This window comes from Rhizobium leguminosarum (assembly GCF_019798305.1).
Lineage (GTDB): Bacteria > Pseudomonadota > Alphaproteobacteria > Rhizobiales > Rhizobiaceae > Rhizobium > Rhizobium leguminosarum_U.
On record NZ_JAAXDD010000007.1, the window covers coordinates 262445 to 288472 of the forward strand.

Consider the following 26028-nt stretch of genomic DNA (forward strand, 5'->3'; position numbering starts at 1 on the left):
TAGAACGCTCATCCACAGGATAGGCCGGTGGGCAAGTGACAGGATTTATTGACGGGCCGTTTACGAGCGGCATATCCTTTTGAAAACGCAGGATCGGCGCGGCGTGCCGATTCGCGGATCCTGCGCGGGAATCGGAAAGACATGATGCCCACAGGCAAAACCATGGAAGCAGCGCTCAACGAATTGAGACAGGCGATATCGAGCCTCGAAAACGCCATCGACATGCGCGTCGAGCGCCAGCGCGAGCAGGGCGAGATCGAGGGCGAGGTGCGGCGCGTGCATGCCGATCGCTCCCGGCTGGCGCAGGAGCTCGACCAGGCCGAATTCCGCGCCAACCGGCTGGAAGAGGTCAATCGCGAGGTCTCGCGGCGGCTGGTGACGGCCATGGAAACGATCCGCGCGGTTCTGGATCGCTGATGAGAGAGAGTTTCGCATGGCGCAGGTGACGGTTACGATCGACGGCAAGGCCTATCGCATGGCCTGCGAAGAAGGGCAGGAGGATCACCTGACCGATCTCGCCAACCGCTTCGACGGCTATGTCGGCCATCTCAAGGATCAGTTCGGGGAAATCGGCGATCTCAGGATCACCGTCATGGCCGGCATCATGGTTGTGGATGAAATTTCCGAACTGACGCGCCGCGTCGCCGGATTGGAATCCGAGATCGAGACGCTGCGCGGCAACCGCGATACGGTGCTTGCAGCGACCGCCCGCACCGAGGAAAACCTAGCCGCGGCGCTCAGTGAGGTTTCGAGCCGCATCCGCGGCATCACCGACAAGCTGAACGGCCGGCCGGCCCCGAACTCAATTGATCTCAATTAAATAGGGGCCGCCTTCCGTCGCCACTGGCGCGCCAGCACAAACGACCTTATATATCGCCATGCGGTCTGCGCCTCTCGACAGGAACCACAATCCCTGGGGCCATACTCGATCCAAAGGGAGCTGTCCCTGGCCAGGCCCGTGGGCCTGGACACACGGCGCCCACCTACGTTTGTAGGCACCCAGGATCGTAAACATCCATCGGTGGTCGTGGATCGCACCCTTTCCTTCTAGTTTCTGCGAAGACGCGGGATCGACAGCGAGCATCAGGAAGGTTCTTGTCGGAAAGAGCAACGATTTCGCTCTCAGCGGCGATCGCCGTCTTGTCCTTGGCATACCGGGTAAGGTCCTTCGGCGAAGACCTCGTCGTGATAGCCCTTGGAGCCGACATTCAGCGCCAAAGGGCTTCGACACTCCCTGTTGTCGCGCAGGCAATCAAGCACGAAACGGAAATTATATCGCGGCTGCCAGCCGAGCTCCCGCCTTGCGCGTTCGTTGACGTAGACGCGGTCGAGTGTCGGGAACATTTTCCAGCCGCGTGATGCGTAAAGGGCGCCTGCACCTGGGAACAGTCGTTCGACGACGTGAGGCGCATCGCGCCGGATCGCGGCGAGATCACTTGCCGAAAACGGCGTCGTGGCGGAGATGATGTAGCGGCCAAAGCCGATTGCCGGCGCCTTTTCGAGCGCCAGCAGATGGGCGCCGACCACGTCGCTGATATCGACGCGGCGGTGAAGAAGCTCGTTGGCCTGGGCATTCTCTGCCGAATAGCCGTTGCGAATGTCAGGATCGTCGTCGTTTTCGGGGAAGAAGCGCGACGTTCTGAGAATGACCACCGGCAGGCCGGATTTGCGGGCGAAGAGTTCGCACAGACCTTCGGCGGCGAGTTTCGTCACGCCGTAGATGTTTTTCGCAACGGGAAGCACGTCCTCGGTCACCCATGCCGCCGGTTCGCCGGCAGCCGGCGTCAATGCCGCGCCGAAGGTGCTGGTGGTGCTGGTGAAGATGAAACTTGCAACGCCTGCGGCGACGGCTTCTTCGAGCAGGTTGAGGGTGCCGGCGATATTGGTATCGAGGAAATCGTAATTGCCGTGGGTTGCCACATGCGGCTTGTGCAGCGTTGCTGCATGGATGACGTGGCTGATGCCTGACATTGCCTGCCGGACGAAGGCGCGATCACTGATCGAGCCGACCATGTCGGTAAAAGCCGAGGGCTTGATATCGATGCCGCGCACCCAGCGGCTTTCCGCCCTCAAGGTCCGCATCAGCGCCTCGCCGAGATGGCCGGCACTTCCCGTCACCAGTATCGTCATCACATCGTCTCCCGACCGTTTCGGCGGCGGACGCTATAAAGGCTAAGGTTTCCGGACAACGCATAAATTATGCATGGGGATGCAGAAAAGCTTGAGGCTTAGCCGATGGTCGTGACAAGGCGGCCGGTGCTGCCATCGGAAAGCATGATCCGTTCCCAGGTCAGATGGCCGGCGGAGATCGGCAGCAGCGCATTGCCGTTGGCGCCGGTATCGAGCGTCAGCGACGAGAGCCTGCCCTCATGCCAGCCGCGCTCCTCCAGCGACTGCTCGGCGGCGGCGATTTCGGCGGAGGCGTAGGAGAACAGAGAGCGGCCAAGAAAGGCAGCGAGCGGCGCCCGCCATTCCGCCTGTCGCGGGCGGGAGGCGGAGAGCAGCCGGTGAGTGCGGTCGCAGATCAGATGCACTGGCCGGACAGAATCCTCGACCAGCCGCTTCAGCGCCGCATCGACTGCTGCATGTTGCGGGGAGGCGAAAATCCGTTCCAGCTTGATGGCCTGTTCGGGCGAGAGAGCGAGCTGATCGCGCTCCCAACGTGAGACCGTTGCCTGGTTGACGCCGAGGAGTTCGGCGAGATGTTCCTGCTTCATGCTGCGCAGCAGCCGCATGCGGCGTATGCCGGCCCCCGATATCATCATCTGCCTGATCCCATGCCGTTTTTGTCAGCATAAGGCTTCGGCAGATCGGGCGGCAAGTCCGGTTCACAGCCGGGTCATTATTCGGGCTGACCTTCCAAGTCGCCTTTCAGCCGGTCGAGGATGGAGAGCGCATGGCCGGCATAGGCGCTGATCCAGCGGTCATAGATGTGCTTGATCGGCAGGCTGTTCAGGTGGTTCCAGCGCTCGCGGCCTTCCTTCCTGGCGACGACCAGATCGGCCTCCTCCAGCACCTTCAGATGCTGCATCACCGTGCAGCGGTCCATCTCCGGAAACATCTCGCAAAGGTTTCCTGTGGTTCTGGGGCCATCCTTGAGCAGATCGAGGATGTCGCGGCGGCGATGATGCGCCAGCGCCTTGAAAACCGGGTCGTCGGCTGATTCACTTGACATGTTATATTTTTATAACATAATGAGCCCAGGCACAATGGAGAAGAGGAGAAGTATCATGTCTCTCGGAATCCGCGTTTCCGGCCGCATCGGCCGTCCCGTCGCAGAGGTGTTCGATGCCGTCGTCAATCCGAAGAAGCTCAGCAGCTATTTCACCACGATCGGTGGGGCGAGCGCGCCGCTCGTGAAGGGCACGACGGTGACCTGGTGGAAGGACGCGCCAGTCGAGGTCGTCGAACTCATGCCGGAAAGCCGCATCGTGCTGCGCTGGGATGGCGGCACTGGCGAGGACGGGGCAAGATACAAGACGCTGGTGGAAATGACCTTCAAGCCGCTGGAGGATGGCGGGACGCTGGTGACGATCGCCGAGACCGGCTGGCGCGAAGACGACGCCGGCCGGCGCGGCACCTACCTCAATTGCGAAGGCTGGACGCAGATGCTCTGCTGCATGAAGGCTTTCGTCGAATATGGCATCAATCTGCGCGAGGGCATGTTCCTCAGCGAAATGAAGGGTGAGCCGGCCAGCGCGCCGGACATTTGACGATACGTCGATCTCACCGACGTCGGCGGTGCAATCGTCGCATTCGCCGATATCACCGAGACTTTGCTTGCCTGTCACACTGCGGGTGCTAATTTCCGGATTCGATACTTCATTTCGGCTTCCAGGAGATTCATTATGCAACTTGGCATGGTTGGTTTGGGCCGCATGGGCAATTACATGGTCCAGCGCTTGATGCGGGGCGGTCACGAATGCGTCGTTTACGACGCCAGGCCGGAAAGCGTTGCCGAACTCGCCAGCCTCGGCGCGACCGGCAGTACTTCGCTCCAGGAGTTCGTCTCGAAGCTCACCCATCCGCGCGCGATCTGGCTGATGCTGCCGGCGGCGATCGTCGACAAGGTGCTGGCGAGCCTGATGCCGCTGCTTGAGAATGGCGATATCGTCATTGACGGCGGTAACTCCTACTACCACGACGATATCCGCCGTGGCGCCGAACTCATCACCAAAGGTATCCATTATGTCGATGTCGGCACCAGCGGCGGCGTCTTCGGCCTCGAGCGCGGCTATTGCCTGATGATCGGCGGCGAGAAGGGCATCGTCGAACACCTTTCTCCGATCTTCGCAACGCTGGCGCCCGGTGTCGGCAAGACGGAGGCCTCGCCGAACCGGAGCGGCGAAGCGGCTGCTGCCAGCACCGCGGAGCAGGGTTACCTGCATTGCGGCCCGCATGGCGCCGGTCATTTCGTCAAGATGGTGCATAACGGCATTGAATACGGCCTGATGGCCGCCTATGCCGAAGGTATCAATATTCTGAAACATGCCAATATCGGCGCCGCCTCGCACGAGGCCGATGCGGAGACCGCGCCGCTGGCTCATCCGGAACATTTCCAATATGATTTCAACCTGCGGGATGTTGCCGAAGTTTGGCGCCGCGGCAGCGTCATCACCTCCTGGCTGCTCGATCTCACGGCCGATGCGCTGCATGCCGATCCCGCACTTTCGAAATATGCCGGCCGCGTCTCGGACAGCGGCGAAGGCCGATGGACGATCATGGCGGCAATCGACGAAAGCGTGCCGACGCCGGTGCTGAGTGCTGCGCTCTACGGCCGCTTCTCCTCGCGCGATAACGACGAATTCGCCAACAAAGTACTGTCGGCGATGCGCGCGGGCTTCGGTGGCCACGTGGAAAAACCGGTCGCGAAATCCTGAAACAATTAAAAGTGCTACAGCGTCCTTTGCGCGTCTGAAAAGACGCGTGGCGCTGTAGAGCGCCCGCCGTCATAGCTGAGGCCGTCAGTTCCTGAATTTTGACCCTGAATTTGGGCTCTGAATTTGAGATCGACGGTCCCGCTGCTCCACCGGCTGCCTTCCCGATGATCTTCGCCTCCACACTCCTTGCTGGCAGCACCGGTCGAGGCTATCGATGCTATCGAAAGACGTTGGCCTTGCATCGGCGGTCGGCGGCCCATCGGAGGACGGCAATGAAGCGTGGCATGGCAGGGATCTCGAGAGTCGTCCTATTCTGCATAGTAGCGCTGTCCGCGCTTTTTTCGGCAGTCTCGCCGGGTGGTGCGCAGACCCCACCCGCGGGTCCTGTTACGGCAGGTCCGCCGGCCGAGGTGCGTCAGATGATGGAGCTGATGCAGACGCCTCAGGTCAAACAATGGATGTCGACGCAGATGGCGGCGGCGCCCGCGAGCGATTCCACGGCCAGCGACCAGATGTCGGTGCTGTCAGGTCTGCTCCAGCATGCCCGCCGGCACGTCTCGATGGTTTCCGATGCGGCGATGATGCTGCCCTCACAGGTCGGCAATGCTTCTTCGCTGTTCTTCGGTGAAATCGCCGCCGCCGGCTGGCCGCGCATGGCGGCACAGCTTCTGGCGATTTTCCTGCTCGGCACCATCGTCGAGCGCATTGCCCGCTATGCCTTTCGCCGCCGCCGCCAGGCGGCGCAGATGGCGGGCATGCATCTTGCCCCGCGCGTCATCCCGGCGCTGATCTTTGCCGTGGCGACGGCGCTTGCTCTTCTCAGCGTCAGCTGGCCGCCGGTCAGCCAGAGCATCGCGATCGTTTGCGTTGTCGCGCTCGTGGTCCAGCGCTTCACGATTTGCCTCGGAGGCGTCCTGGTCGATCTCATCGGGCTGGCGCGGGTGGAGGAAGAACGGCAGGGCATTACTGTTGGGATCATGCCGGCGCGCGCGGTTGCATTGTTCTGGTACCGGCGCTGTGCGACTTTCGTCATCTATTTCATTTTCGGCTGGGCGGTGATCCAGTCGATGGAGCCGCTCGGCTATTCCTCGAGTGTGCGGCTCCTCGTCGGCTATATCCTGGGCATCGGCTTGCTGCTGATCGCCATCGCTGCGGTCTGGTCGCGGCCGCACAAGGACGAGAAGCGCGGTCACGGGACCTCCTGGGCACTTACCGTCTATTTCCTGGTGCTCTGGAGCCTCTGGGTCGCAGGCTTTAACTGGCTGCTTTGGCTCGGCGTCTATGTGCTGCTGCTGCCGCGCGTGCTCGCCGTCTCGACGATTGCGGTAAAATCGCTGCAGCAGACCGAAGCGAGCTTCCTTGCCACGCGCCGCATTGCAGCCGTGCTGCTTGACCGGGGTGTGCGGGCGTTGATCATTGCCGTTGCTGCCGTCTGGCTTGGGCATATGCTCGGCGTCGGTGCCGATACGATGGCCGCTGGCGAAACGATGATCGACAAGATCGCGCGCGGCGTGATCGGCGGGATCGTTATCCTGCTTGCCGCCGATCTGCTCTGGCATGTCATCAAGGCTTATATCGACGGCAAGCTGCTCGATTCATCCGTGAATGGCGGAGCAACGGATGAAGAGAAGGCCAAACGCGCGCGGATACAGACGCTGTTGCCGATCTTCCGCAATATTCTCGCCGTCGTGATCGCCGTCATTGCCGCTCTGATGGTGCTCTCCGGCCTCGGTATCGAGATCGGGCCGCTGATTGCCGGCGCCGGTGTCGTCGGCGTCGCGGTCGGCTTCGGCGCTCAGACGATCGTCAAGGACGTCATCAGCGGCATGTTCTATCTCTGGGACGATGCCTTCCGCATTGGCGAATATATCGAAAGCGGCAGCCACAAGGGCGTGGTCGAGGCTTTCAGCCTGCGCTCGGTGAAGCTCAGGCATCATCGCGGGCCGCTGACGACGGTGCCGTTCGGTGAACTCGGCGCGGTGAAGAACCTCAATCGCGATTGGACGATCGACAAGATCAGCCTCAACGTCAAATACGACACCGATCTCGTCAAGGCGAAGAAGGTGATCAAGCAGATCGGCCAGACGCTGCTCGAAAATCCGGAATTCGGCCCTCATATCATCGAGACGCTGAAGATGAAGGGTGTCGAGCAGTTTGGCGAATTCGCCATCGAAATCCGGCTGTCGATGATGACGAAGCCCGGCGAGCAATTCGTCATCCGCCGCAATGCGCTGGCGATGATCCGCAATGCCTTCCAGGAAAACGGCATCGAGTTCGCCGTGCCGACGGTGCAGGTGGCGGGCGACCACGACGCGGAAGTGGATGCTGCCGTCTCTCGCTACGCCGCGCATGCGCGGGCGGGGGGCGAGCCGGCCGCATGAACCGCCTCACATTGCGCCGGCGGCTGCGATCAGCAGGCCGCCGATGATCACCATGTTCGTCTTCCAGGTATTGATCGCGCTGTCGCGCGCCGTTCCTTGCATGTCCCAGAAATTCAGCAGCATGACGGTGGCCGCCAGCGTGAAGATGATGAGACCGAATGCCGCTGCTGTGACAAAAAGGCCGAGCATCAGCAGGATGCCGGCGACGATCTGAAACAGGCTGCCCAAGACCAGCACTCCTTTCGCAAAAGGGACGCCGCGGGCTTCGATCGCGTCGGACAGCGGCACGATAACGAAAAAATGATGAATGCCGCCAGCGACATAGAGGCCGCCCAGCAGCAGACGTCCGAGGGCAAGCATTACGAAGGCTGGGCCATCCTGCATATCGAACCGTTCTCCCGCGTCTCAAATCTCGTTCAGGGCAAGGCTCTGCTGAAGCTTACGAAAATGCAATGTGCCGCGACGCCCGCCTGCGCAAATTCGCCCCAATTGAGGATGATTGAGGCGCAGGCGGCGGGGCTGGGGTAGCGGCGGCATGGCTTCATAGAGCTCATATGCCTCTCATGTTACGTCATCTGAAATGATTCCCGCCAAGCTGGCAGTTGCAGCAGGGTACGAGAATGTCGGGGCACGGCAATTTGGAAGAGATGGAAGAAACGGACGGGTTTTCTTTTGGCGGGCTTTTCAGGCGTTACAGAACGCCTTTGCTGGCAGCCGCGTCACTGGTGGCTTTCTGCCTCGTCGGTTACGCGATCGTGCAGCTCACCAACGAGGTGCGCTATGACGACGTCGTCGGTGCGCTGGCGGCGACCAGGCCGAGCGCGATCCTGTTTGCGCTGTTCTTCACGGCGCTTAGTTTCCTCTCGCTGATCTTCTACGATCTCAACGCCATCGAGTACATCGGCAAGAAGCTGCCCTTTCCGCATGTGGCGCTGACAGCGTTCAGCGCCTATGCCGTCGGCAACACCGCCGGTTTCGGCGCGCTTTCGGGCGGCGCGATCCGCTACCGTGCCTATACGCGCCTCGGGCTCTCGCCAGAGGATATCGGCCGCATCATCGCCTTCGTCACGCTGTCCTTCGGATTGGGGCTTGCGGGCGTCGCGGCGATCGCGCTCATCGTCATCGCCGACGAGATCGGCCCCCTCGTTAGCGTCAGCCCATTCCTTCTGCGGCTGATCGCCGGCTCGATTGTCGCCATTCTGGGCGCAGTGATGATCATCGGCCGCGAGGGGCGCGTGCTCGATCTCGGGCCGGTAGCAATCCGCCTGCCGGACTCGCGCACCTGGTCGCGCCAGTTCCTCGTCACCGCCTTCGATATCGCCGCCTCGGCGTCCGTACTCTACGTGCTGCTGCCGCAGACGGCCATCGGCTGGCCGGTCTTCCTCGCCGTCTATGCGATCGCCGTTGGTCTCGGCGTGCTCAGCCATGTGCCGGCCGGGCTCGGCGTGTTCGAGACCGTGATCATCGCCTCGCTCGGCAGTGCTGTGAACATCGATGCCGTGCTCGGATCGCTGGTGCTCTACCGCCTGATCTATCATGTGCTGCCGCTGCTGATCGCGGTGCTCGCGGTCTCGGCGGCGGAGCTGCGTCGTTTCGTCGACCATCCGGCCGCCTCCAGCATGCGGCGCATCGGCGGACGGCTGATGCCGCAGCTGCTGTCGGCTCTCGCGCTGCTGCTCGGCGTCATGCTGGTATTTTCGAGCGTCACGCCGACGCCTGACCAAAATCTCGAATTCCTCTCCAACTATCTGCCGCTGCCGATGGTCGAAGGCGCGCATTTCCTCTCCAGCCTGCTGGGGCTGGCACTCGTCGTCGCCGCGCGCGGCCTCGGCCAGCGGCTCGACGGCGCCTGGTGGGTGGCCGTGTTCTCGGCGCTTGCCGCGTTGACTTTGTCGCTGCTGAAGGCGATCGCGCTTGTCGAAGCCGCTTTTCTCGCCTTCCTCATCTTCGGGCTTTTCGTCAGCCGCCGGCTCTTTAGCCGACAGGCCTCGCTGCTCAACCAAGCGCTGACGGCGTCTTGGCTGATGGCGATCGCGGTGATCGTCGTCGGCGCCGTCGTCATCTTGCTCTTCGTCTATCGCGACGTCGAATACAGCAACCAGCTCTGGTGGCAATTCGAGTTCACCGCCGAAGCGCCGCGGGGCTTGCGCGCCGTGCTCGGCATTACCATCATCTCGTCCGCGATCGCCGTCTTCAGCCTGCTTCGACCGGCGACCTTCCGGCCGGAACCGGCGACGGACGAGGCGCTGGCGCGCGCCGTCGAGATCGTCATGAAGCAGGGCAATGCCGACGCCAATCTGGTGCGGATGGGCGACAAGAGCATCATGTTCTCGGAAAAGGGCGACGCCTTCATCATGTATGGCCGGCAGGGCCGCTCCTGGATCGCGCTGTTCGATCCGGTCGGCAACCATCGCGCCGTGCAGGAACTCGTCTGGCGATTCGTCGAAGCGGCGCGTGCCGCCGGCTGCCGTGCCGTGTTCTACCAGATCTCGCCGGCGCTGCTGTCCCATTGCGCCGATGCCGGCCTTCGCGCCTTCAAGCTCGGCGAACTGGCGGTGGCCGATCTCAGGACTTTCGAGATGAAGGGCGGCAAATGGGCGAACCTTCGCCAGACCGCAAGCCGCGCCCAGCGCGACGGGCTGGAATTCGCCGTGGTCCAACCCGAGGACGTGCCTGATATCATCGACGATCTCGCCGCCGTCTCCACGGCTTGGCTGGAAGACCACAATGCCAAGGAAAAGAGTTTCTCGCTCGGCTCCTTCGATCCCGATTACGTCTCCTCGCAGCCCGTCGGCATTCTGAAGAAGGAGGGCAGGATCGTCGCCTTCGCCAACATCCTCATCACCGAGTCCAAAGAGGAGGGCACGATCGATCTCATGCGCTTCTCGCCGGCCGCGCCGAAGGGATCGATGGATTTTCTTTTCGTGCAGATCATGGAATATCTGCGCGGCGAGGGTTTTGCCCATTTCAATCTCGGCATGGCGCCTCTCTCCGGCATGTCGAAACGCGAGGCGGCGCCCGTCTGGGACCGCATCGGCAGCACCGTCTTCGAACACGGCGAGCGTTTCTATAACTTCAAAGGCCTTCGGGCATTCAAATCCAAGTTTCATCCGCACTGGCAACCGCGCTATCTTGCGGTCTCCGGAGGGGGCAATCCGATGATCGCGTTGATGGACGCGACATTGCTGATTGGGGGCGGATTGAAAGGGGTAGTGAGAAAATGATCAGGACAATCCTTCTTGCCACGGCATGTGCCTGCATGCTCGCGGCCGCACCGGCTGATGCCGCCGAGCAGACCACGCAGAGTTTCGAAACCGGGCTCATCCCGTCGCCGCACATCTTCCTGCCGGAAGGGGAGGTGAAGGGCACGGTGATGCTGATCTCGGATGCCGCCGGCTGGAGCGACTATGAGAAGGCCGAAGCCGACAGATTGGTCGCGGAAGGCGCCGTCGTCATCGGCATCGATTTTCCATCCTATATCCAGGCGCTCGGCCGATACGACGTCAGCCTCAACGACGGCTGCCTCTATATGGTCTCTGACATCGAATCGCTGAGCCAGCAGGTGCAGCGTGCGACCGGCAACAACGCCTATCACCTGCCGATCGTCGCCGGCATCGGCGAGGGCGGGGCCTTAGCGCTGGCGATCGCCGCGCAAACGCCGGATGCGACGATCGGCCAGACACTTGCCGTTAACCCGGTCGCCGGCATTCCGCTTGCCAAGGAGCTTTGCACGCCGGCGTCCAAGCAGGTGGTTGGCGAACGCGCGGTCTATGGCCTCAGCGACGGGATCCTGCCGGACCCGATCATTACTGTCTTCACGCCTGATGCCAACAAGGATGGCCGGGCGCACGCCGAGGCGCTGAAGAAGGCCCATGACGCGATCGAGATCCGCGATTCCACCGACGATGCGCAGACGGCGTTTGCCGATACGCTCGACGATCTCGTCACCGCCTCCGGTGCCTTCGGCAACCCGCTCGGCTTGCCGCTGGCGGTGCTCGAGGCAACACCGGCCTTCGATACGATGGCGGTGATCTATTCCGGCGACGGCGGCTGGCGCGACATCGACAAGGAGGTCGGTGGTACGCTGCAGAAGGAAGGCATTCCGGTCGTCGGCGTCGATTCGCTCCACTATTTCTGGTCGGAGCGCAAGCCGGAGGAGACCGCCGCCGATCTTTCCAAGATCATCGATTTCTACCGCAAGCAGTGGAAGGTGAAGCATGTGCTGCTCGTCGGTTATTCCTTCGGTGCCGATGTCGTGCCCGCCACCTACCAGCTCCTCAAGCCAGCCGAAAAATCGGCGGTGGCGCAATTGTCGCTGCTGTCGCTTTCGCACCAAGTCGACTACGTCATCTCCGTTCTCGGCTGGCTCGGCCAGAAGACGGAAGGGGCGGGAGGCGATCCCGTCGGCGATCTGAAGAACATTGATCCGAAGCTCGTGCAATGCATTTACGGCAAGGACGACGATGACGATGTCGCCTGTCCGGCGCTGAAGGACAGCGGCGCCGAGGTCATCGAGCTGCCCGGCGACCATCATTTCGACGAGAATTACGACCTTCTCACCAAGACGATCATCGACGGGCTGAAGAGACGGCTGCAGGATTAGAGCATGATGCCGAAAACCGTGCAGCGGTTTTCGGACCACGACAGGCATCAGATAAAGACTTAAAGCGCGCCACGCGTCCTGCAGGACGCGCTAACGCATCAAAGTTTCTTCGCTCCAGCCGAGCGCTGCGAGTTCGCTGCCGCGGAACCTGGCATCGTCGGCAACGATGAATTCGTCGAGTTGCGGCGGAGCGATGCTGGTGCCGGAGAGCATCGCATGCACCTGTCCGCGATGATGGGTCTGATGCTGGAAGAGGTGGCCGAGCACGTCGTCCATCCGCTCTTCTTGAATGCGGTCGCCGCGATGGAGGCTGATGGTCGAGGTGAGCCTCTCCGGCGTCAGGGCCTCGCAAAGTGCCACCAGGCGCTGATCGACCTTCGCCTGGGCTTCTGCCAGCGAGGAGACGTCATCGAATGGTTCGTCGACCTCAAAGGCCTTGAGCCCGAGCGTGCCGCCTTCCAGGCCGTCGACATAGAACCAGTCCACCGTGATGATATGGTTCAAGGTTTCCTTGATCGAGGGAAAGAAGCTTGTGCGCGGCGCTTCGAATTCGCCAGGCTTCAATGTCGCGCAGGTCTGAAGCAGCCGGCGGTTGGCAAGGGCGTTGTTATAGGCAAGTTTGCGGAATGGCCTGACAGGATCGAAGGTCGGCATCGGCGCATCTCCTCTTTAAGCGCTTTTGGCTACAACTCCGGGCGCCTCTTGAGGTACGCAACGGGCGCGGTAACACCTTGAATTGCTTGCGTCAGTCTTTGCCGTCGAGATCGCCGTCCCGCCAGACGAGATGACGTGGCGAAACGGGAAGGGTTTCGATTTCGTCGGCAATGAAATAGGGCGGGATGTCGAGTGCGGTCAGGGCATAGCGCGTTGCCGGCACCCATTTGAATTCGAGATGGTTGTCGTGGTCCTCTACCCGATGGATGATCTCGTCCGGCCGGAAGGGGAATTCCGGCGGGATGTCCATCAGATAATAGAAGCCGAGTTCGTGCCAATCGCGCTGTTCGTAGTGGAAGAAATTCTCGACGATCCACAGCAGGCGACGGACGGTCACCTCAACGCCCAGTTCCTCCACCATCTCGCGCTTCAGTGTCTCTTCCGACGTTTCGCCGATCTCCGCCCGACCGCCCGGAAAAGTCCAGAAGGGCTCGTGTATGGCGCGATGAACGAGCACATGGCCATCGCGAAAACCGAGGCCGGCGATGCGATAGTTGAAACGCCGACCGCCTGCATTCAGGCGGATGTGAATGCGCTTGGTCATGCCATTCTTATCCAAGATCGATCACGACAATTTCCGGCGGCACGCCGAAGCGCACCGGTGCAATGGAGCAGCCAAGGCCGCCGGAAACGATGATGTTACGCTCCTCTTCAACGATATGGCCATAGGCGTAGCGATTGCCGTAGCGCGAGGGCACGATCGGCGAACGGCCGAGGAAACGGATCTGTCCGCCATGGGTGTGGCCCGATAGCGTCAGCGAGACGCGCTCGGGCACGCGCGGAAAGATATCGGGCTCATGAGCGAGCAGGATGACGGGCGCATCGTCGGTAATCTGCGCCATCGTTCCCTCGAGATCGTCGAGGCCGAGCATCTGCGTGCGGCCCCACTTCCGGCCCGGCAGCAGCGCCAGCTGATCTTCGAGGCCTGCGAGCCAAAAACCGCGGCCATCCTTTTCGAGCCGAACGGCACGGTTGCCATAGACCGGGATGCCGACGTCGGCGAGAGCCCGGTGCCCGAATGTTTCCATCCCGCCGTTCTTCTGGGCGGTCCTGTCCTCCCACCAATCGTGGTTGCCCATAATCGCGTGGACGCCGAGAGGGGCCTGCAAGGTGGCGAGCGCCTTCGACCATTGGCTCGAATGCACGTACTGCGTCACCATGTTCATGCCGGCGGCATAATCGCCGAGCAGGACGGTAACGTCGCCTTCGAGTTCATTTGCCCTGTGGCAGATCGCGGCAATGCGGCTTGCCGACATCCAGGGTTCGCAGGCATGGAGATCGGCGAGCGCGACGACGCGGAGCTTGAGCCCTGGCGTCCATCCCGGCGGCGTCAGCCGGTAGCGGGTGATGGCGAGCCGCGCAAGCGGCTCATAGGCGAAGGCATAACCACCGAGGGACATGACGCCTGCGATACCGCCGCCCAGAACCTTGAAAAATCCGCGGCGGGTGATCACTCAGTTGTCCTCCTGGAACAGCCGGAACTGCGCAGCCTCCATATCCTTGGGCGGTTGCATTCCCAGATGTTTCCACGCGATTGCGGTCAGAACACGGCCGCGTGGCGTGCGCTGAATAAAACCCTGTTGGATCATATAGGGCTCGATGATGTCCTCGATCGCGTCGCGCGGCTCGGAAAGGCCGGCGGCGATGGTTTCGATGCCGACCGGGCCACCGCCGAAATTGACGGCGATCATGTTGAGGTAACGTTTGTCGAGTTGGTCGAAGCCGACATTGTCGACCAGCAGGCGGGTCAGCGCTTCGTCGGCGATCTCGCGGGTGACGGCTTCCGCCCTTGCCACCTCGGCAAAGTCGCGCACGCGCCGCAGCAGCCGGCCGGCGATGCGCGGGGTGCCGCGGGCGCGTCTCGCGATCTCGCGGGCGCCCTCCTCGGTGATCGGCAGGTTCATCAGCCGTGCGCCACGGCGCACGATCAGTTCCAGCTCCTCGACGGTGTAGAAGCTCAGGCGCACCGGAATGCCGAAACGGTCGCGCAACGGCGTCGTCAACAGGCCAAGGCGGGTGGTGGCCGCCACCAGAGTGAATTTCGACAGGTCGATCTTTACCGAGCGAGCAGCAGGGCCTTCCCCGATGATGAGGTCGAGCTGGAAATCTTCCATGGCCGGATAGAGGATTTCCTCGACCGCCGGATTGAGGCGATGGATTTCGTCGATGAAGAGCACATCACGCTCCTCGAGATTGGTGAGCAGGGCAGCGAGATCGCCGGCCTTGGCGATAACGGGGCCCGACGTCGAGCGAAAGTTGACGCCGAGTTCTTTGGCCATGATCTGTGCCAGCGTCGTCTTGCCGAGGCCGGGCGGACCGACGAAGAGCACATGGTCCAGCGCTTCGCCGCGGTTTTTCGCCGCCTCGATGAAGACCTTGAGATTGGCGCGCGCCTCCGCCTGGCCGGTGAACTCGTCCAGCGATTGCGGGCGCAACGTGATATCAAGGTCTTCGCCCCGCTTTTCCGGCGATATCAGGCGGGCGGATTCGCTCATGTCAAAAGTTCCATTCCAGGTATGGTTTTTGCGGCTTGGGCATCGAATGTCCTGGTTGTCACGCAACCCGCATCACGATTACGAAGGGCGATGAAGACATCTGCGAATTCTGCATTCGTCCGCACCATGATTGCGAGCGTCTCCTCGACTACTCTTTCATCTTCAAGGATCAGGTCGGCCGAGTCCAACAAGTCCGAAATCGCCTCCATGATCTGTTCTCTCTTCAGCTTGATCCGTTGTCTCAAGAACCACGCGCATTCCATCAGCGTGATGCAACTGATATAGCCGGGTGCCGTATCGGACAGGCTCGCGAAGAGCGTTGTGACCTTCTCCGTCTGGACGACATCGTCCTTCAGGAGGAAGCGCAGCATAATATTGGTGTCGAGGCCAATCATCTTGCACTAGTCACGTGATCGGCGATGGCTTCCCCAATCGCCTCGTCCATTTGCGTCAAAGTGATCGTCGGTCGGTTCGGATCGTGAAACTTGCCTGCAAGGTCGATGGCGCGTTTGTTCTTGGCTTTCATGATGATTTCGCCATCGCGGTTGATGTAGCGGATCCTGTCGCCGGACTTCAGATTCAGCAATTCACGAACTTCGGCCGGAATTGTTGTCTGGCCCTTCGATGTCATTGTACCGTAGTAGATATTCATGCGGCTCTCCTTACCATTCGAGTTTAGTAAGGAATTGGGGTATATTCAAGGAGATCAGCGCGCCAGTTCCTTTAATCCCAGCCTGATCAGCTTCGCGCTATCGGCGCCGTCGCCTGCCGTCTTCATTGCCGCGGCAATCGCGTTCGCCGCCTGGTCTCTGCTGTAGCCGAGGTTTGTCAGCGCGGAAACCGCATCGGCGACAGGCGCGGCCGCGACACCTTCGCCGAGTTCCTGCTTGAGGGCGATATTGATCGCTTCCCCAGCAAAGGCCGGTGCCCGGTTCTTGAGCTCGGTGACGAGGCGCATCGCCACTTTCGGACCGACGCCCGGCGCACGCGAGACGGCGGCGCGGTCCTGCAGGGCGATTGCATTGGCAAGTTCGCCTGGCGTCAGCGTCGAGAGCACGGCGAGCGCCACCTTGGCGCCGACGCCCTGGACGCTCTGGAGCAGGTTGAACCATTCCCGCTCCAGCGCCGTCATGAAACCGAAGAGCTTCAACTGGTCCTCGCGCACATAGGTCTCGATGAAGAGCACGCAGGCCTCACCAGTCGAGCCGAGCTTGGACAGGGTGCGGGCCGAGCAATGGGCGACGTAGCAAACGCCGTGCACGTCGACGAGCACATAGTCTTCGCCGATCTCGTCTATGGTGCCTTTCAGCTTGCCGATCATGGGTCGCGGTCTCTCAAGGATGCGTTTCGGGGGTTATAAGGTCAACGGAGGGGAAATAGGAGCGGTATCCGTTGGGATCGCGGGTCAAAATTCTGTAGCCCCTTATCGCCGCATGCGCGCCGATGAAGAAATCGGGCAAGATCCGTTCGCGTCCACCGCCGGCGCGACGGTAAAGCCGGAAGGCCGCAGCAGCGGCGAATGCAGCCGGCCAAGGCAGATTCTCGCGGCGGAATTCATCCTGCGGCAGCAGTCGATCGACTTCGTCCACGTCGTCGTACCGAACGGAAAATTCGGAATAGATGATCGGGTTTATGAGGACAGGACCGTCCTTGAAGACGTCAAGCATCTTTCGACGCGACCAGCCGTGCCAGTCCGAACCGACCATGGCCAGATCGACAAGTATGTTCGTATCGATCAGTGTGGCCATCAGCGATCACGGGTCATCGCTAAAAGGTCTTCGGCATCGATCTCCTGATCGCCAGTGCCCTCGAGACGACGGATCGTCTGTATGAAACGATCCAGGCGGCCCCGATCCTCGATCTCCTGCTTGCCGTTCTTCGGCGAGAGAACGAGCTTGCCGCCCTCTATCGAGAAAATGACCTCGCTGTTGGCCTCGATGCCGACAAGTTTCCTGAGATCGCGAGGAATGGTGACCTGCCCTTTGGACGTAACACGCATCTTGTTGCTCCTTCGCAGTAAGAATTATCCTTACTGGTAGAACAAGTCAAGAACAAGCTATCCAGCCAGTGCCTGCCCCATCCGGTTGCTGCCGCGATTATGCGCATGGCAAATGGCGATCGCCAGGGCGTCGGCTGCGTCGTTGCCCTTGAATTCGACCTTCGGCATCAGGATCTTCAGCATCATGTGGATCTGCTGCTTTTCGCCGTGGCCGACGCCGATGACGGCCTTCTTCACGGCGTTCGGGGCATATTCGGCGACCGGCAGCCCGGCGCGCGCCGGCACCAGCATCGCGATGCCGCGGGCCTGGCCAAGCTTCAGGGTCGCTACCGCATCCTTGTTGACGAAGGTCTGTTCGACGGCGGCCTCATCCGGCTTGTAACTGTGGACGATCTCCGCCAGGCCGTCGTGCAATTGGCAAAGGCGGGAGGCAAGGTCCATGTCTCCATCAGAGGTCACGGTTCCAGATGCCACAAACCGCAGGGAATTGCCTGATGTCTCGATGATTCCCCAGCCGGTGCGGCGAAGCCCGGGATCGATGCCGACGATGCGAATCGTATTTTGCATGGTTCAACCTATAGCGATTGCGAAATAACTGCCATTGATGTGTGAACAAAACAAAAACGTTCGCGGATTTCGGCTCTGCCATTTACCGCGAATTAAAACAGATGCCTGAATTCTAGTCATCGAATACGGGAGGGGCTTCTTTCGCGAAGATTTAAGCCCCCGATGTTCTGTTTATAGGCCAGTTGATCTGCCATGCGCAGCGTGCCCGCGCTGACAGGCGCGTTCAGAAGGGGTTCGTTGTACATGGCTCGGAGATTTCAATCCCTGTCCTTCAAGGTCATCGTCACATTCATTCTGCTGACCGTGCTGTCGATCGCGGTCATCGATGTGCTTGCCTATTTCGCCAGCAGCCGCATTTCCGACGAGCAGGCGCTGAAGGCCAAGGAAAGCGTGCTGATCTTTCGCGGCGACATGCTGCAGGACCAGCTGACACAGCTTGAAAACCAGGCCAATTCCATCGCGCGCATCGAGGCGCTGCAGATGTCGATCACCAATCTGAAGAGCGGCTGGAAGACCATCGAGAAGACCGCGGGGGATGCGCGCGCCGAACTGAAGAAGGTTTTCATAGCAGGCAACCCCAACCCCGCCGACCAGCGCGAGAAGCTGATCAAACCGGAAGGGCCGAGCGGCTTTTACTATTCGAGCCACGAGAAGACGCAGGGCGAAGTCGCCCGCGACCTCGAGGATACCGCCTTCAACGATCTGCTGATCGTCGATCTCGAGGGTACGGTGCTCTATTCCTATAAGAAGGAAGACGATTTCGCCGAAAATCTGAAGTCGGACGCCTGGAAGGCGACCGGCGCCGGCGTTGCTTTCGCCAAGGCGATCGAGAATACCGCCAAGGCGACCGATGACGCCGCGCCGACAGGCTTTTCCGGTCTTCGCGTCGATGCCGGCAGCGGCAAGTCGGCGATCTTCTATGCCGTGCCGATCGTCAAGCTTGGGGCGGCCAAGGGCATCATCCTCTTCAAGGTGCGGGATGAGATCGTCACCGGCATCCTCGCCAAGGGCATCGTCCAGGGCAGCACGGCGCGGGCGGCGATCGTCTCCGGCGATGGCTCCGCCGTCGGGCTCGACGGAAGCGGCAAGCTTGCGACGCTCGATGCGACGCCCTTCACCTTCATCAAGAGCGCGCTTGCCAGTTCGGCGATGACCGTTGCCGATTTCGGCCGAGCGGATGGCGCGGCTCGCGCCTATGTCCGCGGTATCGACTATCGCGGCGACCGCTTCCTCGTGGTCGAAAGCGTGCTTTTGAGCGAGCTCAATGCCGGCTCGATCGAGATCGCAACCCTGCTGACAATGATCGGCATCGGCGTACTCGTCGTCATGGCGATAGCGACCGGGCTCGTCACCAATTTACTGTTCTCGCCGCTTGCGCGGCTTGCCGGCGTCACCCGCGATGTCGCCGACGGCAAGCTCGACAGCGAGGTCGGCAGCCTGAACCGCAAGGATGAGATCGGCACGATGGCCAACGCGCTCGACCGCTTCCGCCACTCGCTGATCGAAAGCCGCGAGTTCGAGGCGGCCAGCGAAAAGACGCGCCTGCAGGCCGAGCAAGACCGCCAGCAGAATCTGGCCGAGCGCGACGCCGAGGCGAAGAGGCTGCAGCAGGTGGTCGAGGCGATTGACGAGGGCCTGCATCATCTGGCGAACGGCGATCTCGCCTATCAGATCGATACCCGCTTCCCGAACGAGCTCGAAAGCCTGCGCGTCAATTTCAACGAGGCGCTGGCGACGCTCAGCGAAACCATGACGGCGATCGGCGGTAATTCGATGGCGGTGCGCGCAGGCTCGGAGGAGATGCGCACCGGCGCCGACGAACTTGCCGGGCGCACCGAGCGCCAGGCCGGCTCGATCACCGAGACGGCGAATGCGATCAGCGCCATCACACAGTCGGTCCGCCGGCAGATCGAGCGAGCCGAACAGGCCGAGTGCATCGCCCGCGACGCCAAGAAGGAGACGACCGGCTCAGGCCAGATCATGCGCGAGACGATCGCGGCGATGGAGGCAATCCAGGCCTCTTCGCGCCAAATCAACACGATCATCTCAGTCATCGACGACATCGCCTTCCAGACCAACCTCCTGGCGCTCAATGCCGGCGTCGAGGCAGCGCGTGCCGGTGAATCCGGCAAGGGCTTCGCCGTCGTCGCCATGGAAGTGCGCGAGCTGGCCCAGCGTTCGTCGAGTGCGGCCAAGGAGATTTCCAGCCTGCTGCAGAAATCGACGCATGAGGTCGAAAGCGGCGTTGCGCTTGTGGAAAAAGCGGGCGTTGCGTTGACGGGCATCGGCGCCCATGTCGAGGCGATCAACGGGCAGATCAACGAAATTATGGAAACGACTCGCGAAGAAGCGAGTACGCTGCGCGAGATCAATAGCGCCGTCGCCGAACTCGACGCGATGACGCAGCAGAACGCCTCGATGGTCGAGGAGACGACGGCGGCGATCCACCGGCTGGCGACGGAAGCCGTGGAAATGGACCGCCAGCTCGGCAATTTCACGCTGCCGCCCGGCCACCACCAGCCGAGCGCCGAGGTGCATGTGCTGCGCCGTCATCGGTAAACGATCGCTTCTGACCTTGCACAAGGGTCGCGCTCGCGCGGCCCTTTTTGTTGCGCGCATGGTTTGGAATGGTGTGGGCGCGAACCTACATAGACGGCATCGTCCAACTGCCCGGCAGGTTTCCCATGGTTCCCTTCTCCATACTCGACCTTTCCCCCGTTGCCGAAGGCAGCACCGTGCGCCAGTCCCTCGAGGGCTCGGCGCGGATGGCTGTGAAGGCCGAGGCGTTCGGTTACAAACGCTTCTGGCTTGCCGAACATCACGGCATGCCAGGCATCGCCAGCGCTGCCACCGCCGTCGTCATCGGCCATGTCGGGGCCGCGACAAAGCACATCCGCATCGGCTCCGGCGGCATCATGCTGCCCAATCATTCGCCGCTCGTCATCGCCGAGCAGTTCGGCACGCTGGAGGCGCTCTTCCCCGGCCGCATCGATCTCGGCCTCGGGCGCGCGCCGGGAACGGACATGCGCACGGCACAGGCGCTGCGGCGCAATCTCGAGGCCGGTGCAAACAGCTTCCCGAACGACGTGGTGGAACTGCAGCAACTCCTCGATACGCCGATCGAGAACCAGGCGATCCTCGCGGTTCCCGGCAATGGCTCACATATCCCGATCTGGCTTCTCGGTTCCAGTCTCTACAGCGCCCAGCTTGCCGGCATGCTGGGGCTTCCCTATGCCTTCGCCTCGCATTTCGCGCCCGACATGCTGCTCGATGCGATCGCGATCTACCGCGACCGCTTCCAGCCTTCGGCGACGCTCGACAAGCCCCATGTGATGGTCGGCGTGATGGGTGCGGTGGCGGCGACGGACGAGGAGGCACGCTATCATTTCACCTCCGCCCAGCAGCAATTCGTCAATCTGCGCCGCAATGTCCGCGGCCCGTTCCCGCGTCCGGTGGCCGATATGGGGGACTTCTGGTCGCCGATGGAAAAGATGAATGTCGAACACACGCTGCGTTATGCCGTGGTCGGCTCGCAGAAGGCGGCGGAGGCGAAATTGACAGAATTTCTACAGGAAACGCGGGCCGACGAGGTGATCATCTCGATGCCGATCCACGACCTCGAGGCGCGGCTGACATCGGTGGAATTATTCGCGGGGCTGGGGAGTTTTATGCGAGCCGCCGCTTAGGATCTACGCAAGGCGCACTTTGACGGCGCCACCTTTCCGGCAAGAAAAAAACCCGGCGATGCAGCCGGGTTTTTATTTGGCACCTGCCTGAGGAGATCAGGCCGAGAGCTTCGCCAGGACTTCTTCCGAGACTTCGAAGTTTGAATAGACGTTCTGCACGTCGTCATCGTCTTCCAGGCTGTCGATGAGTTTCAGCAGCGACTGGGCTTTTTCCTCGTCTACCGGAACGTTGTTCTGGGCACGCCAGACGGCCTTGACGGTTTCGGCTTCGCCGAGGCTCGATTCCAGCGCTCTCGCCACTTCGCCGAGGGCTTCGAAGGCGCAGGTGATGTAGTGGCCGTCTTCGTCGGTTTCGACGTCGTCAGCGCCGGCTTCGATCGCGGCTTCCATCACCTTGTCGCCATCGCCGACGGAAAGCTTGTAGGTGATTTCGCCGACATGGTCGAAGGAGAAGGACACGGAACCGGTTTCGCCGAGAGCACCGCCGGCCTTGGTGAAGCTCGAGCGAACGTTGGAGGCGGTGCGGTTGCGGTTGTCGGTCAGGGCTTCGACGATGATCGCCGTGCCGCCGGGGCCATAGCCCTCATAGCGAACTTCATCGTAGTTTTCGCCGTCGGCGCCGGCTGCCTTCTTGATGGCGCGGTCGATATTGTCCTTCGGCATGGACTGGGCCTTGGCGTTCTGGATCGCCAGCCGAAGGCGGGCGTTCATCGTCGGGTCGGGCAGGCCGGCCTTGGCGGCAACGGTGATTTCGCGCGCAAGCTTGGAGAACATTTTCGACCGCACGGCATCCTGACGGCCTTTGCGGTGCATGATGTTTTTAAACTGTGAATGGCCAGCCATGGCACCCCTGTTCACGTCTCATTGTTCGGAATGGGCCGCCTTATAAGAGCGAAACGGCACCCGTTCAAGGAAAAAGCGGTAGATTTGCCGCATGATGCACGGGTCTGTCGCCTGTCTCAGTCAACCGTCAGCCGCTTGCGGCTAGCGAAGAAACCATGTCCGTCGTGGCGTCGGCAGCGCAACCCCTCCGTGCTGGAGGTGCAGGAATAGGGCCCGTCCCTCCAGCTGTCGCCATAGTCGAGCACATGCTCTTCGCTGCAGCAGGCGGTGTCGCCGACCATCTTGAAGATATAGGCCTTGCCGCTCGCCGGCAGGATGAGTCGGACGTAGAGCGGCTCGATGCGATCACAGGCAAGCTCCGGGCCGCCGTCTCCCGGAACATACATTTCGACGCCGCCCTTTGGCGTATAGACACAGCCGATATTTCTCGTGGGCGTGACGAAGACGACCTGACCGTTCCCGTCGGGCTTGAAAGTCTTTTCCGCCGCAAGGCCTGTGGGCGCAAAGGCTGCACAAAAGATCAAAGCCAGCATCGAATGTCCTGTTCCCATTATGATCCTCTCCCGGTCAGGCGCGCACTATCGCATATTCCCCTGCGCGGAAAAGAGGGCACCGTCCGCTGCTTCCGAACGGAACAAAGGCGATGGGATGACGTTTCAAACCGAACTCCACACAACGGAAAGGAACGGTCATGGCAAGTCTCAGCGAGGCGCAGGAACATCCAGCACGTCAGCTCTGGGATCAGGTCAACGATGTTCATGCCGGCATGCTCGGAATTACCGGACTGGACATGCACATGCAGCCGATGGCACCGCATGCCGATCCTACCACCAACACCATCTGGTTCTACACCAAGACCGATGCCGACATCGTGCGCGCCATCAAGCCCGGCAGCCGCGCGCATTTCTGCGTCATCGGCAAGGATCACGACTATCACGCCTGCCTTGCCGGCGTGATCGACGTGCGCCCCGACCCTTCCAAGATCGAGGAATACTGGAGTTCGATCGTCGCGGCCTGGTATGACGGCGGCAAGAAGGACCCCAAGCTTACCATGCTGTCCCTCCATGTCGACGACGCCGAAATCTGGGTTTCCACAGGCAACACGCTGAAATTCGGCTGGGAAATCGCCAAGGCCAATCTCGACGACGACAAAATGCCGGATGTCGGCATCAAGCGCCATCTGCAATTCGCCTGATGCGCGAGGCTCCCGGATAACTCCTTAATTCGGAATCGATTTAGGGATAGAATTATGCAGCAATTCAAAGTGCTCAGCGTTCTTAGCGCGTCTAAAAAGACGCGCGGCGCTGTAGTAAGAGAACCGCCGGGCCTTTTACTGCACACCCTTCAGCACATAGATCAGCGGCTTTTTCGGCAGCGTGCGCATCGAGACGGTGATACTATCATCGGGCGCATTGACGACGTCGAAATCCTTGCCGAACATGGAGACGAAGGCTTCGACCGGCGGGCCGCGCCGGTGCATCGGCAGGATCAAAGACGAGCGTAGCCGCTTGATGACGCGGCTCATGCTGTCGGCGCCCATCGTCAGGCCACCATCGACGGGGACCATGACGATGTCGAGGCGGCCGATCTCGGTATAATGGGCATCCGTGAGTTCGTAGTGCAGGTGGCCGAGATGGCCGATGCACAGGCCGGCGATCTCGAAAATGAAGATGGAGTTGCCGTTCTCGTGCGCGCCGCCGAGGCCGTAGCTGAAGCGGATATCCGTCGTGACGTTGCGGATATAGGCATCGCCGACGACGAGATTGATATTGGCCTTCTCGCTTGGAACATCGCTCCACCCATGCAGCACATGCTTGATGCCGGGATCAGGGGTCAGGGTATAGTGGGTCGTGTGCGCTTTGTTCATGGTCACGACATCGGGCATCGTCGCCGGCCTATACCAGCCATTATAATCTGTCGCGATGATGATACCGCCCGGGGTCTCGATCTCGAAGGTGGAGTGGCCGAGGAAGGTGAGTTTGACGTCCTCGCCCTCGGAGACGGCAGGCATCAGCGGCGGAGCGCCGGAAAAGCTTGCGAAGGTCACCTTGGGGATGGTTTGCGCGATCGCTTGGCACTGGCTGACCGGTGGCCGCTGCTCTTGCGCCCCGGCAAGATTCGGCGCGGCGAAGGCCGCAAGGCATGCGATAGCGAGGATAAGATATCGCGGCTTCATGCCACCCCTCCGGCGCTCTATCACCCTTTGACCGGCGCATAACCCGAAAATCAATTGCGATTTTTCGGGTTATGCGCGAATGGCGGAGGATGCGGCATGAGGCCGCAGGGGTCCAGACGGAGGATGCTCACAATTGCGTGTTGGCGGGGCGGCTAGAACAGGATGATTTTAGGTCCGGTTGGCCTAAAATCTGAATCCTGTTCTAAATTAAAAAGTTAGAGCATGATGTCGCCCGAAAACCGCTCACACTTTTCGGCATCATGCTCTATCGCCAGAACTCCGGCACCGTCTCGGACAGTCGCGGCCCGAGCCGGAGCGGCGCGATCTTTTCGGCAAGTCCCGTCGTATCCGAGATTTCCACGCCGACACCGCAGATCGTCGCGGGGCCGTTCGCGGCCTCCATGCGGCCCTTCGGCATCTTGGAGATGAAGCGGTTGAGCGGCTCCTCCTTGTCCATGCCGAGGGAGGAGTCGTAGTCGCCGCACATGCCGGCATCCGACATATAGGCCGTGCCGCCGTTCAGGATCTGTGTATCGGCGGTCGGTACATGTGTGTGGGTGCCGACGACGAAACTGGCGCGGCCGTCGACGAAATGGCCGAAGCACTGCTTCTCACTGGTCGCCTCCGCATGGAAATCGAAGATGATCGCATCGGCCTGCTCCTTCAGCGGGCAGGCGTCGAGGATGACCTCCGCCGATTTGAAGGGGTCGTCGAGTTCCGGATGCATGAAGACCCGGCCCATGACGTTGGCGACGAGCACGCGCGCGCCGTTCCTGGCATAGAAAAGGCCGGAGCCACGGCCGGGCGTGCCTTGCGGATAGTTGGCGGGACGCAGGAACTGATCGTGGCGGCCGGCAAAAGCGACGGCTTCCTTCTGGTCCCAGACGTGATTGCCTGTCGTCACCACATCGGCGCCAGCATTGATCGTTTCCAGAAAGATGTCCTCGGTGATGCCGAAGCCGCCAGCGGCGTTCTCGCCGTTAACGATGACGAAATCGAGTTTGAGGTCTGAAATCAGGCCGGGAAGACGGTCCCAGACCGCCGTGCGTCCCGTCTTGCCGACCATGTCACCCAGAAAAAGCAGCCGCATTCCCTATCCAATCCAAGAGGCAAAAAAGCGAAGGCCGCTTTCTGTCAGGATGGCATCCAGGCTTATGTCGTGCGGCTCAGCGGGCACATGTGCCACTTCCTGGCAGTCGAATGCAATGCCGATCAGCTTCGGATGCAGGCCTTTTTGCCTGAGCCGGCTGATGGCGCGGTCGTAGTGGCCGGCGCCGTAGCCGATGCGGTGGCCGCGGGCATCGAAGGCCGAAAGCGGCACCAGCATGATCTCGGGATCAAGAATGGCGGCATCTGTGCCGGGGCCGACCGTGCCGAACCCAGTATCGACGAGGGGTGCAGCTTCCGCCAACTCGCGAAAGACGATGGTCTGCCGATCGAGGATAGCCGGCACGCAGAGCCGCGCGCCACGCACGGCAAAGCGCGCCATCAGTGGCCTGAGGTCGGCTTCCGAACGGATCGGCAGAAAGCCGGAGATGATCGTACCTAGCGCAAAACCGACGGCCTGGCCGGCATGTTCGGCCATTGCGAGGCTCTTGGAGGCGCGTTTCTCGGCGGGGATGGCGTCGCGTGCGGACAGCCGCTCGTTGCGTAACTGCGCTTTCAATTCTCTAGAGGTCATTCG

At 61.3% G+C, this 26028-nt stretch carries 30 protein-coding genes and 1 other RNA gene; 12 read left to right on the forward strand and 19 right to left on the reverse strand.

The features are described from left to right. Nucleotides 1-141: 141 nt before the first annotated feature. From HFO99_RS14815 to ssrS, 3 genes are all read left to right on the forward strand, one after another. Nucleotides 142-417: a DUF4164 domain-containing protein gene (locus HFO99_RS14815; protein WP_222334231.1), complete on the forward strand. Its 276-nt coding sequence runs from the start codon at nt 142-144 to the stop codon at nt 415-417. Between the two features lie 16 nt (nt 418-433). Beyond that, nucleotides 434-820, forward strand: coding sequence for a cell division protein ZapA (locus tag HFO99_RS14820; protein ID WP_222334232.1), 387 nt, complete (start codon nt 434-436; stop codon nt 818-820). Between the two features lie 59 nt (nt 821-879). Beyond that, nucleotides 880-1038: non-coding RNA, 6S RNA (gene ssrS, locus HFO99_RS14825), on the forward strand. Between the two features lie 84 nt (nt 1039-1122). Here the strand turns inward: ssrS and HFO99_RS14830 are convergent. The 3 genes from HFO99_RS14830 to HFO99_RS14840 form a co-directional block, all read right to left on the reverse strand. Continuing rightward, nucleotides 1123-2130 (reverse strand): NAD-dependent epimerase/dehydratase family protein, encoded by a 1008-nt coding sequence (locus HFO99_RS14830; protein ID WP_222361982.1) that lies wholly within the window; start codon nt 2128-2130, stop codon nt 1123-1125. Between the two features lie 98 nt (nt 2131-2228). Continuing rightward, a complete protein-coding gene (locus tag HFO99_RS14835; protein WP_222334233.1) occupies nt 2229-2765 on the reverse strand; it encodes a multiprotein-bridging factor 1 family protein in 537 nt (178 codons plus the stop codon). A 77-nt stretch (nt 2766-2842) separates the two neighbouring features. Then, a complete protein-coding gene (locus tag HFO99_RS14840) occupies nt 2843-3175 on the reverse strand; it encodes an ArsR/SmtB family transcription factor (protein WP_162119440.1) in 333 nt (110 codons plus the stop codon). A 55-nt stretch (nt 3176-3230) separates the two neighbouring features. Between HFO99_RS14840 and HFO99_RS14845 the strand changes: the two genes are divergently transcribed. The 3 genes from HFO99_RS14845 (at nt 3231) to HFO99_RS14855 (ending at nt 7261) form a co-directional block, all read left to right on the forward strand. Next, nucleotides 3231-3713 carry an SRPBCC domain-containing protein gene (locus tag HFO99_RS14845; RefSeq protein WP_222334234.1) on the forward strand — a complete coding sequence of 161 codons (483 nt, stop codon included), beginning with the start codon at nt 3231-3233 and terminating at the stop codon, nt 3711-3713. A gap of 135 nt (nt 3714-3848) precedes the next feature. Next, nucleotides 3849-4880: a phosphogluconate dehydrogenase (NAD(+)-dependent, decarboxylating) gene (gnd, locus tag HFO99_RS14850; protein ID WP_222361984.1), complete on the forward strand. Its 1032-nt coding sequence runs from the start codon at nt 3849-3851 to the stop codon at nt 4878-4880. A 272-nt stretch (nt 4881-5152) separates the two neighbouring features. Further along, the gene (locus tag HFO99_RS14855) at nt 5153-7261 is read left to right on the forward strand and encodes a mechanosensitive ion channel family protein (protein WP_222361986.1); all 2109 of its coding nucleotides are present in this window, start codon (nt 5153-5155) and stop codon (nt 7259-7261) included. A 6-nt stretch (nt 7262-7267) separates the two neighbouring features. Here the strand turns inward: HFO99_RS14855 and HFO99_RS14860 are convergent, their stop codons facing one another. Next, nucleotides 7268-7645, reverse strand: coding sequence for a DoxX family protein (locus HFO99_RS14860; protein WP_222361988.1), 378 nt, complete (start codon nt 7643-7645; stop codon nt 7268-7270). Between HFO99_RS14860 and HFO99_RS14865 the strand changes: the two genes are divergently transcribed. The 3 genes from HFO99_RS14865 to HFO99_RS14875 all read left to right on the forward strand — a co-directional run bounded on the left by HFO99_RS14865 (nt 7565) and on the right by HFO99_RS14875 (nt 11864). Further along, nucleotides 7565-7789, forward strand: a complete 225-nt coding sequence (locus tag HFO99_RS14865; RefSeq protein WP_222362086.1) for a hypothetical protein — start codon at nt 7565-7567, stop codon at nt 7787-7789. The two genes, HFO99_RS14860 and HFO99_RS14865, sit on opposite strands and share 81 nt — an antisense overlap. A 92-nt stretch (nt 7790-7881) precedes the next feature. Beyond that, complete coding sequence (mprF, locus tag HFO99_RS14870; RefSeq protein ID WP_222361990.1) at nt 7882-10485, forward strand: bifunctional lysylphosphatidylglycerol flippase/synthetase MprF; 2604 nt, start codon at nt 7882-7884, stop codon at nt 10483-10485. Beyond that, nucleotides 10482-11864, forward strand: a complete 1383-nt coding sequence (locus HFO99_RS14875) for a virulence factor family protein (protein ID WP_222361992.1) — start codon at nt 10482-10484, stop codon at nt 11862-11864. Before mprF ends, HFO99_RS14875 begins: the two co-directional genes overlap by 4 nt. A 90-nt stretch (nt 11865-11954) precedes the next feature. Here the strand turns inward: HFO99_RS14875 and HFO99_RS14880 are convergent, their stop codons facing one another. From HFO99_RS14880 to ruvC, 10 genes are all read right to left on the reverse strand, one after another. Continuing rightward, nucleotides 11955-12518 (reverse strand): DinB family protein, encoded by a 564-nt coding sequence (locus HFO99_RS14880; RefSeq protein WP_222250079.1) that lies wholly within the window; start codon nt 12516-12518, stop codon nt 11955-11957. A 91-nt stretch (nt 12519-12609) separates the two neighbouring features. Further along, on the reverse strand, nt 12610-13122 hold the full coding sequence (locus tag HFO99_RS14885) for an NUDIX hydrolase (RefSeq protein WP_222361994.1): 513 nt from the start codon (nt 13120-13122) through the stop codon (nt 12610-12612). 7 nt (nt 13123-13129) lie between these two features. Further along, a complete protein-coding gene (locus HFO99_RS14890) occupies nt 13130-14032 on the reverse strand; it encodes a metallophosphoesterase (RefSeq protein ID WP_222361996.1) in 903 nt (300 codons plus the stop codon). After that, nucleotides 14033-15073 carry a Holliday junction branch migration DNA helicase RuvB gene (ruvB, locus tag HFO99_RS14895; RefSeq protein WP_017968121.1) on the reverse strand — a complete coding sequence of 347 codons (1041 nt, stop codon included), beginning with the start codon at nt 15071-15073 and terminating at the stop codon, nt 14033-14035. It lies immediately after the preceding gene. Further along, the gene (locus HFO99_RS14900) at nt 15070-15468 is read right to left on the reverse strand and encodes a PIN domain-containing protein (RefSeq protein ID WP_017968120.1); all 399 of its coding nucleotides are present in this window, start codon (nt 15466-15468) and stop codon (nt 15070-15072) included. Before HFO99_RS14900 ends, ruvB begins: the two co-directional genes overlap by 4 nt. Beyond that, a complete protein-coding gene (locus HFO99_RS14905; protein WP_017968119.1) occupies nt 15465-15725 on the reverse strand; it encodes an AbrB/MazE/SpoVT family DNA-binding domain-containing protein in 261 nt (86 codons plus the stop codon). Before HFO99_RS14905 ends, HFO99_RS14900 begins: the two co-directional genes overlap by 4 nt. A 54-nt stretch (nt 15726-15779) precedes the next feature. Beyond that, nucleotides 15780-16394, reverse strand: a complete 615-nt coding sequence (gene ruvA, locus HFO99_RS14910; protein WP_222250071.1) for a Holliday junction branch migration protein RuvA — start codon at nt 16392-16394, stop codon at nt 15780-15782. A 13-nt stretch (nt 16395-16407) separates the two neighbouring features. Beyond that, a complete protein-coding gene (locus HFO99_RS14915) occupies nt 16408-16821 on the reverse strand; it encodes a type II toxin-antitoxin system VapC family toxin (RefSeq protein WP_222361998.1) in 414 nt (137 codons plus the stop codon). After that, the gene (locus HFO99_RS14920) at nt 16821-17072 is read right to left on the reverse strand and encodes an AbrB/MazE/SpoVT family DNA-binding domain-containing protein (protein WP_222362000.1); all 252 of its coding nucleotides are present in this window, start codon (nt 17070-17072) and stop codon (nt 16821-16823) included. The genes HFO99_RS14915 and HFO99_RS14920 overlap by 1 nt, the downstream gene beginning before the upstream one ends. A 57-nt stretch (nt 17073-17129) precedes the next feature. Beyond that, complete coding sequence (gene ruvC / locus HFO99_RS14925; protein WP_222362003.1) at nt 17130-17639, reverse strand: crossover junction endodeoxyribonuclease RuvC; 510 nt, start codon at nt 17637-17639, stop codon at nt 17130-17132. Between the two features lie 243 nt (nt 17640-17882). On the opposite strand from ruvC, the gene HFO99_RS14930 reads away from it, so the two are divergent. Beyond that, on the forward strand, nt 17883-20198 hold the full coding sequence (locus HFO99_RS14930; RefSeq protein WP_222362005.1) for a methyl-accepting chemotaxis protein: 2316 nt from the start codon (nt 17883-17885) through the stop codon (nt 20196-20198). Nucleotides 20199-20323: 125 nt separating this feature from the next. Further along, a complete protein-coding gene (locus tag HFO99_RS14935; RefSeq protein ID WP_222362007.1) occupies nt 20324-21325 on the forward strand; it encodes an LLM class flavin-dependent oxidoreductase in 1002 nt (333 codons plus the stop codon). A 96-nt stretch (nt 21326-21421) separates the two neighbouring features. Here the strand turns inward: HFO99_RS14935 and HFO99_RS14940 are convergent, their stop codons facing one another. Both HFO99_RS14940 and HFO99_RS14945 read right to left on the reverse strand, forming a co-directional pair. Further along, nucleotides 21422-22168, reverse strand: a complete 747-nt coding sequence (locus tag HFO99_RS14940) for a YebC/PmpR family DNA-binding transcriptional regulator (RefSeq protein WP_222334255.1) — start codon at nt 22166-22168, stop codon at nt 21422-21424. A gap of 116 nt (nt 22169-22284) precedes the next feature. Then, nucleotides 22285-22719 (reverse strand): DUF6636 domain-containing protein, encoded by a 435-nt coding sequence (locus HFO99_RS14945; RefSeq protein ID WP_222362009.1) that lies wholly within the window; start codon nt 22717-22719, stop codon nt 22285-22287. Between the two features lie 140 nt (nt 22720-22859). Between HFO99_RS14945 and HFO99_RS14950 the strand changes: the two genes are divergently transcribed. Beyond that, complete coding sequence (locus HFO99_RS14950) at nt 22860-23363, forward strand: pyridoxamine 5'-phosphate oxidase family protein (protein ID WP_222362011.1); 504 nt, start codon at nt 22860-22862, stop codon at nt 23361-23363. Between the two features lie 135 nt (nt 23364-23498). Here HFO99_RS14950 and HFO99_RS14955 read toward each other — a convergent pair whose 3' ends face one another. From HFO99_RS14955 to HFO99_RS14965, 3 genes are all read right to left on the reverse strand, one after another. After that, entirely contained in the window at nt 23499-24344 is an 846-nt protein-coding gene (locus HFO99_RS14955) for an MBL fold metallo-hydrolase (RefSeq protein ID WP_222362013.1), read from the reverse strand. A 265-nt stretch (nt 24345-24609) separates the two neighbouring features. Further along, entirely contained in the window at nt 24610-25434 is an 825-nt protein-coding gene (locus tag HFO99_RS14960) for a TIGR00282 family metallophosphoesterase (protein ID WP_222362015.1), read from the reverse strand. Between the two features lie 3 nt (nt 25435-25437). Next, nucleotides 25438-26025: a 5-formyltetrahydrofolate cyclo-ligase gene (locus HFO99_RS14965; protein ID WP_222362017.1), complete on the reverse strand. Its 588-nt coding sequence runs from the start codon at nt 26023-26025 to the stop codon at nt 25438-25440. Nucleotides 26026-26028: the final 3 nt, after the last annotated feature.

Coding starts and splice junctions, on each gene's coding strand:
- HFO99_RS14965 (WP_222362017.1), bottom strand. CDS start 26,025: ATGACCTCTAGAGAATTGAAAGCGCAGTTACGCAACGAGCGGCTGTCC.
- ruvA (WP_222250071.1), bottom strand. CDS start 16,394: ATGATCGGCAAGCTGAAAGGCACCATAGACGAGATCGGCGAAGACTAT.
- HFO99_RS14915 (WP_222361998.1), bottom strand. CDS start 16,821: ATGGCCACACTGATCGATACGAACATACTTGTCGATCTGGCCATGGTC.
- HFO99_RS14905 (WP_017968119.1), bottom strand. CDS start 15,725: ATGAATATCTACTACGGTACAATGACATCGAAGGGCCAGACAACAATT.
- HFO99_RS14950 (WP_222362011.1), top strand. CDS start 22,860: ATGGCAAGTCTCAGCGAGGCGCAGGAACATCCAGCACGTCAGCTCTGG.
- HFO99_RS14945 (WP_222362009.1), bottom strand. CDS start 22,719: ATGGGAACAGGACATTCGATGCTGGCTTTGATCTTTTGTGCAGCCTTT.
- HFO99_RS14920 (WP_222362000.1), bottom strand. CDS start 17,072: ATGCGTGTTACGTCCAAAGGGCAGGTCACCATTCCTCGCGATCTCAGG.
- HFO99_RS14820 (WP_222334232.1), top strand. CDS start 434: ATGGCGCAGGTGACGGTTACGATCGACGGCAAGGCCTATCGCATGGCC.
- HFO99_RS14930 (WP_222362005.1), top strand. CDS start 17,883: ATGGCTCGGAGATTTCAATCCCTGTCCTTCAAGGTCATCGTCACATTC.
- HFO99_RS14885 (WP_222361994.1), bottom strand. CDS start 13,122: ATGACCAAGCGCATTCACATCCGCCTGAATGCAGGCGGTCGGCGTTTC.
- HFO99_RS14835 (WP_222334233.1), bottom strand. CDS start 2,765: ATGATGATATCGGGGGCCGGCATACGCCGCATGCGGCTGCTGCGCAGC.
- HFO99_RS14880 (WP_222250079.1), bottom strand. CDS start 12,518: ATGCCGACCTTCGATCCTGTCAGGCCATTCCGCAAACTTGCCTATAAC.
- ruvC (WP_222362003.1), bottom strand. CDS start 17,639: ATGCAAAATACGATTCGCATCGTCGGCATCGATCCCGGGCTTCGCCGC.
- mprF (WP_222361990.1), top strand. CDS start 7,882: ATGTCGGGGCACGGCAATTTGGAAGAGATGGAAGAAACGGACGGGTTT.
- HFO99_RS14940 (WP_222334255.1), bottom strand. CDS start 22,168: ATGGCTGGCCATTCACAGTTTAAAAACATCATGCACCGCAAAGGCCGT.
- HFO99_RS14955 (WP_222362013.1), bottom strand. CDS start 24,344: ATGAAGCCGCGATATCTTATCCTCGCTATCGCATGCCTTGCGGCCTTC.
- HFO99_RS14865 (WP_222362086.1), top strand. CDS start 7,565: ATGAATGCCGCCAGCGACATAGAGGCCGCCCAGCAGCAGACGTCCGAG.
- HFO99_RS14830 (WP_222361982.1), bottom strand. CDS start 2,130: ATGACGATACTGGTGACGGGAAGTGCCGGCCATCTCGGCGAGGCGCTG.
- HFO99_RS14855 (WP_222361986.1), top strand. CDS start 5,153: ATGAAGCGTGGCATGGCAGGGATCTCGAGAGTCGTCCTATTCTGCATA.
- gnd (WP_222361984.1), top strand. CDS start 3,849: ATGCAACTTGGCATGGTTGGTTTGGGCCGCATGGGCAATTACATGGTC.
- HFO99_RS14840 (WP_162119440.1), bottom strand. CDS start 3,175: ATGTCAAGTGAATCAGCCGACGACCCGGTTTTCAAGGCGCTGGCGCAT.
- HFO99_RS14815 (WP_222334231.1), top strand. CDS start 142: ATGATGCCCACAGGCAAAACCATGGAAGCAGCGCTCAACGAATTGAGA.
- HFO99_RS14935 (WP_222362007.1), top strand. CDS start 20,324: ATGGTTCCCTTCTCCATACTCGACCTTTCCCCCGTTGCCGAAGGCAGC.
- HFO99_RS14900 (WP_017968120.1), bottom strand. CDS start 15,468: ATGATTGGCCTCGACACCAATATTATGCTGCGCTTCCTCCTGAAGGAC.
- HFO99_RS14845 (WP_222334234.1), top strand. CDS start 3,231: ATGTCTCTCGGAATCCGCGTTTCCGGCCGCATCGGCCGTCCCGTCGCA.
- ruvB (WP_017968121.1), bottom strand. CDS start 15,073: ATGAGCGAATCCGCCCGCCTGATATCGCCGGAAAAGCGGGGCGAAGAC.
- HFO99_RS14875 (WP_222361992.1), top strand. CDS start 10,482: ATGATCAGGACAATCCTTCTTGCCACGGCATGTGCCTGCATGCTCGCG.
- HFO99_RS14860 (WP_222361988.1), bottom strand. CDS start 7,645: ATGCAGGATGGCCCAGCCTTCGTAATGCTTGCCCTCGGACGTCTGCTG.
- HFO99_RS14960 (WP_222362015.1), bottom strand. CDS start 25,434: ATGCGGCTGCTTTTTCTGGGTGACATGGTCGGCAAGACGGGACGCACG.